The sequence below is a fragment of the Nitritalea halalkaliphila LW7 genome, from assembly GCF_000265075.1.
Classification (GTDB): Bacteria; Bacteroidota; Bacteroidia; order Cytophagales; family Cyclobacteriaceae; genus Nitritalea; species Nitritalea halalkaliphila.
Map to the genome: position 1 here is coordinate 1 of NZ_AJYA01000104.1, position 4,010 is coordinate 4,010.

Sequence of the window (4,010 nt, forward strand, 5' to 3'; positions counted from 1 at the left end):
TTTTGCAGCAGATGGTGAACACTATGCTTGAAGGAGAGATTGAAGATTTTCTTTCAGAAGGTCGAGCCGCCGGCAAGGTGAACAAGCGTAATGGTAGGACAAGCAAGCGTGTTGTTAGTGAATTTGGTCCTTTGGATATTGCGACTCCACGCGACCGTAATGGAGACTTCGAGCCTGAGCTTATAGGTAAACGTCAAAAATCACTTACAAGTGGTCTAGACGATCAAATATTAGCCTTATATGCCCAGGGTAACTCCATAGAAGATGTTAGACGTCTTTTAGCGGATATTTATGGTATTAGTATTTCTTCAGGCAGTATTTCGTAAAGCTGCCGAAAAATCCAATATCAATCCATGGGCAACACTGTACACACTTCGACACTCCTTCGCTACCCACTGCTTACAGAATGGAATGAATTTGCGCCAGGTCCAAGTTTTATTAGGGCACTCCAGTCCTAAAACAACAGAGATTTACACCCATGTCCTGGAAATTTCTAATAAAGTCTTAAAAAGTCCACTGGATTTGATGGATAATACTTAATTTTATTCCTTTATGAATCCACATGACTTCTCTCTACCGACATATGAAAAATACACGCATGTTTTGGGGAGAGTAGTTGCGGGTACAGGGATGTTAGTGGCAATCTAAAAAAACATAGTACATAATAAAAACTGAAGATAGAATGACAATTAAAGAAATAAAAGAACAACTAAAAGTTTCAAATCACCCAGTAGCAAAGTCAATTCATCACGAAAATGATTTTAAAGTCTTAATTATTGGCTTTAATGAAGGAATGATTTTAAAAGAACACAAAGCTCACATTACTTCAAAATTAACGGTTTTGGAAGGAGCTGTGATTTACAAAGAAGAAAACAGAGCCATTACACTTAATCAATATGATGAAGTAGATATTCCGATTGAAATCACTCATTCTGTCGAAGCTACCCAAGACAGTATTTGTATTTTAACGCAAGGCAATAACAAGTAATTTAAGAATGAAAAAAGACCTATCTAATAGAGAGGATGTGGAATTATTGGTTAACACTTTTTATGATAAGGTGAAAGCGAATGCTACAATAGGATTCATTTTTAACGATATTGCGAAAGTGGATTGGAAGAATCACTTACCACGAATGTATTCTTTTTGGGCAAGCATCCTTTTAGGTAAGCATAGCTTTTCAGGCAATCCTATGGACAAACACATCCAACTAAGTAAAATTGCCCCTATGACCGACATAGAATTTTCAGAATGGCTCAACATATTTGCACAAACGACAGATGAACTTTTTGAAGGAGAAAAAGCTGAGGAGGCAAAAAAAAAGAGCCACTAACATCGCTCGACTTATGCTACACAAAATCAACACAAACCACCCTAACTAATTCTGTATATGGTTAAAAAAAGAATAAAACGTACTTACAGAATTGCTAAATATGTTGCATACAAAGAAACACTTGTTGATTCTCGAGAGAAGTTTTGGTCGTTTATAGGTGCTTTTTTGGGTATAGGTATTATTGCTTTTATTCAAAGTATTTATTTTACTGAAAGCGATAACCTTTTTCTTATAGGTTCTTTTGGAGCAACTTGTGTGTTGATTTATGGCGTAATTCAAAGTCCGTTAGCACAACCAAGAAATTTAATTGGAGGTCATTTGGTAAGTGCTATAATCGGTGTGACAGTCTTTCAATTATTACCAGATATAATTTGGCTCACAGCACCATTAGCCGTAGCTCTATCAATTATTGGTATGCAATATACCAAGACTTTACATCCACCAGGTGGAGCAACAGCCCTTATTGCAGTTTCGGGTTCAGAAAGTATAAAAGACTTAGGATATTTATATGTGCTTTTTCCTGTGTTATCAGGGGTTGTTATTTTATTGTTGGTAGCACTAATTGTGAATAATATGACTTCTCAAAGAGAGTACCCAAGTGATGGGAGATTTTCAAGAAATTTTAAATGGTTTATTGACCCAATAAGAGACCAATCACAAAGAATTAAACAAAAACGAAATAACCGAAAGAATAAGAAGGCAGCCACTAACAATGTATATAAAAAATAGGCGAGATAGCAGTAAATTCAAGGCTTTTAGCTCGTATCTAACTTTGTGTTTGACCGAAAGTTCAGTGCTTCGAAATCGCCTACTTTTCATATACTAACCGTTATAAACCATGATAAAAAACTGTATGAAACAGATAATTACCATCACTTTACTCTTCATTATAGGTACTTCTTGCTCAAAAAAAGAAAGTAGCACCTATAACATATTTTTTGAAATTGAAGGATATGCTGACAGCACAAAATTTAAATTACTCGACCTAGATAGGGGTCTTGTGATTGATTCGCAATATGTTTTTCAAAACAGACTTGAATTTTCAGGAGTTGTAGATGAACCATTTATAGCTAGAATACACACCATCGATAACGAATGGTTAGTTCTGTACATTGAAAAGGGGATTACAAATATTACAGGCAAGAAAGGCTCATTCCGCTTTTCACATTTTGATGGTTCTGAACTTAACAATGTTATGGTTAAATACAGGGACATGCAAAAAGATTTTGAATTACGAAGGGATTCTTTAGCGGATGAAGTTTTTTCTAAGTACTACTCTGATGCAAAAGGGAATGAATTAGAAATTAAAGAACTGCAAAGCCTTGTATCTGAAATTGATAAAGAAATATTTGAAATTAGAAAATCAAGTATAGAAACTGAATCCCCCTCATTTTACACTTTACAAGAACTCTACTTTTTGCGTAACCAACTAACAAAAGATGAACTAACAAAATTATTACAGAGATTCCCTTCTAACCTTAAGAACACTAAAATGGGCGAAGTAATAAATTCATTTATAGAAAATAAAAGATTAGAAATAGGTGACAAATTTGTAGATATTAAAGGCTTAAATGTAGAGGGCTCAGAGATTAGCCTATCTGTATTTGAAGGCAAATTAATCCTGTTAGAATTTTGGGCATCTTGGTGTGGCCCTTGTCGGCAAGAAAACCCCAAGCTTGTCAAGCTTTATGAAAAGTATAAAGATAATGGTTTTGAGATTTACGGATTTTCAGTTGACGACAACATATCTTCATGGAAGAAAGCAATTGAAAAAGATAAGCTTACTTGGACTAATGTAATGGATTATGAAAAAGGAAGTTACAGTAAAATGTCGGCTCTTTATAATGTTCAGGCAATACCTTCGTCATATCTAATTAATTCCAATGGAATTATTGAAGCAAAAGACCTTAGGGGTGAGCAACTAGAGAATAAAATTAAAGAAGAACTAAATAATCACGGTTTATAACAGCACCTAAGAAAACATGGGGCGGACAGTGGTAACGGAAAGGATTGTTACCCAAACTTACTTTAGCTATGGCGGACAGATAATCGCTTTGAAAAGCCCCACGTTTCTTAGCTGCGGACCGTTGGCAGCAAGTGTAAAAAACGACACCACAACAACAAACAGACCGACAGAAAAACAAAGAAAAAGTAAACCATTTTGACAAGTGAACACAGACATACAACCGATACAAAAAACGGACAGCGAGTAAGCCAACACTTATTGCCTACCCTTCTGTGTTTTAATTTTTTTCCCACCGCACAAAATATTTTGAATTGCCAGCCCACAAATGGCACATTTGGTTGTAGTCGGTAACTGAATATGCACCAAAAATGGTAAATAGGAATGCGCCAAAAATGGCAACAGGAATACACCACTTTGTAAATATAGGTATGTTATTGTTGCTGATCAAAGAAAGTTTTCCTATTTTCCATTCTATAACTTTTTCCAGATAGGTTTATAATATCGCAATGAAAAAGGAGTCGGTCCAATAGAGCTGTCGCCAGCACCTCATCATCGAGCATTTTGGCCCATTCCGCAGGGCTTTTATTGGTCGTAATTATAAAGCATGTACGTTCATAAATCTGGTTGATAAAGTTGAAGAGTGCATTAGCTACACTCTTGTCTACTGGRAAAAGCATGATATCATCCAGAATAATCAGGTCTGCTTTTAGTAA

6 protein-coding genes and 1 pseudogene are annotated in these 4,010 nt (G+C 35.5%); 6 read left to right on the forward strand and 1 reads right to left on the reverse strand.

The annotated features are described in order from the left end of the window. The 6 genes and pseudogenes from A3SI_RS16545 to A3SI_RS17920 all read left to right on the forward strand — a co-directional run. A pseudogene (locus A3SI_RS16545) lies at window positions 1-323 on the forward strand (transposase); the annotation flags it as partial. After that, on the forward strand, window positions 292-540 hold the full coding sequence (locus A3SI_RS23430; protein ID WP_009057773.1) for a tyrosine-type recombinase/integrase: 249 nt from the start codon (window positions 292-294) through the stop codon (window positions 538-540). The pseudogene A3SI_RS16545 and the gene A3SI_RS23430, both read left to right, overlap by 32 nt. A gap of 142 nt (window positions 541-682) precedes the next feature. After that, a complete protein-coding gene (locus A3SI_RS16550; RefSeq protein ID WP_009057775.1) occupies window positions 683-988 on the forward strand; it encodes a cupin domain-containing protein in 306 nt (101 codons plus the stop codon). 7 nt (window positions 989-995) lie between these two features. Next, window positions 996-1,331, forward strand: a complete 336-nt coding sequence (locus tag A3SI_RS16555) for a group III truncated hemoglobin (protein ID WP_009057776.1) — start codon at window positions 996-998, stop codon at window positions 1,329-1,331. Window positions 1,332-1,388: 57 nt separating this feature from the next. Beyond that, a complete protein-coding gene (locus tag A3SI_RS16560; RefSeq protein ID WP_009057779.1) occupies window positions 1,389-2,060 on the forward strand; it encodes an HPP family protein in 672 nt (223 codons plus the stop codon). A 124-nt stretch (window positions 2,061-2,184) separates the two neighbouring features. After that, window positions 2,185-3,297, forward strand: coding sequence for a TlpA disulfide reductase family protein (locus A3SI_RS17920; protein ID WP_009057781.1), 1,113 nt, complete (start codon window positions 2,185-2,187; stop codon window positions 3,295-3,297). Window positions 3,298-3,728: 431 nt separating this feature from the next. Here A3SI_RS17920 and A3SI_RS16570 read toward each other — a convergent pair. Beyond that, window positions 3,729-4,010: ATP-binding protein (locus tag A3SI_RS16570; protein WP_009057782.1), on the reverse strand; the 282-nt coding region annotated here is incomplete at its 5' end.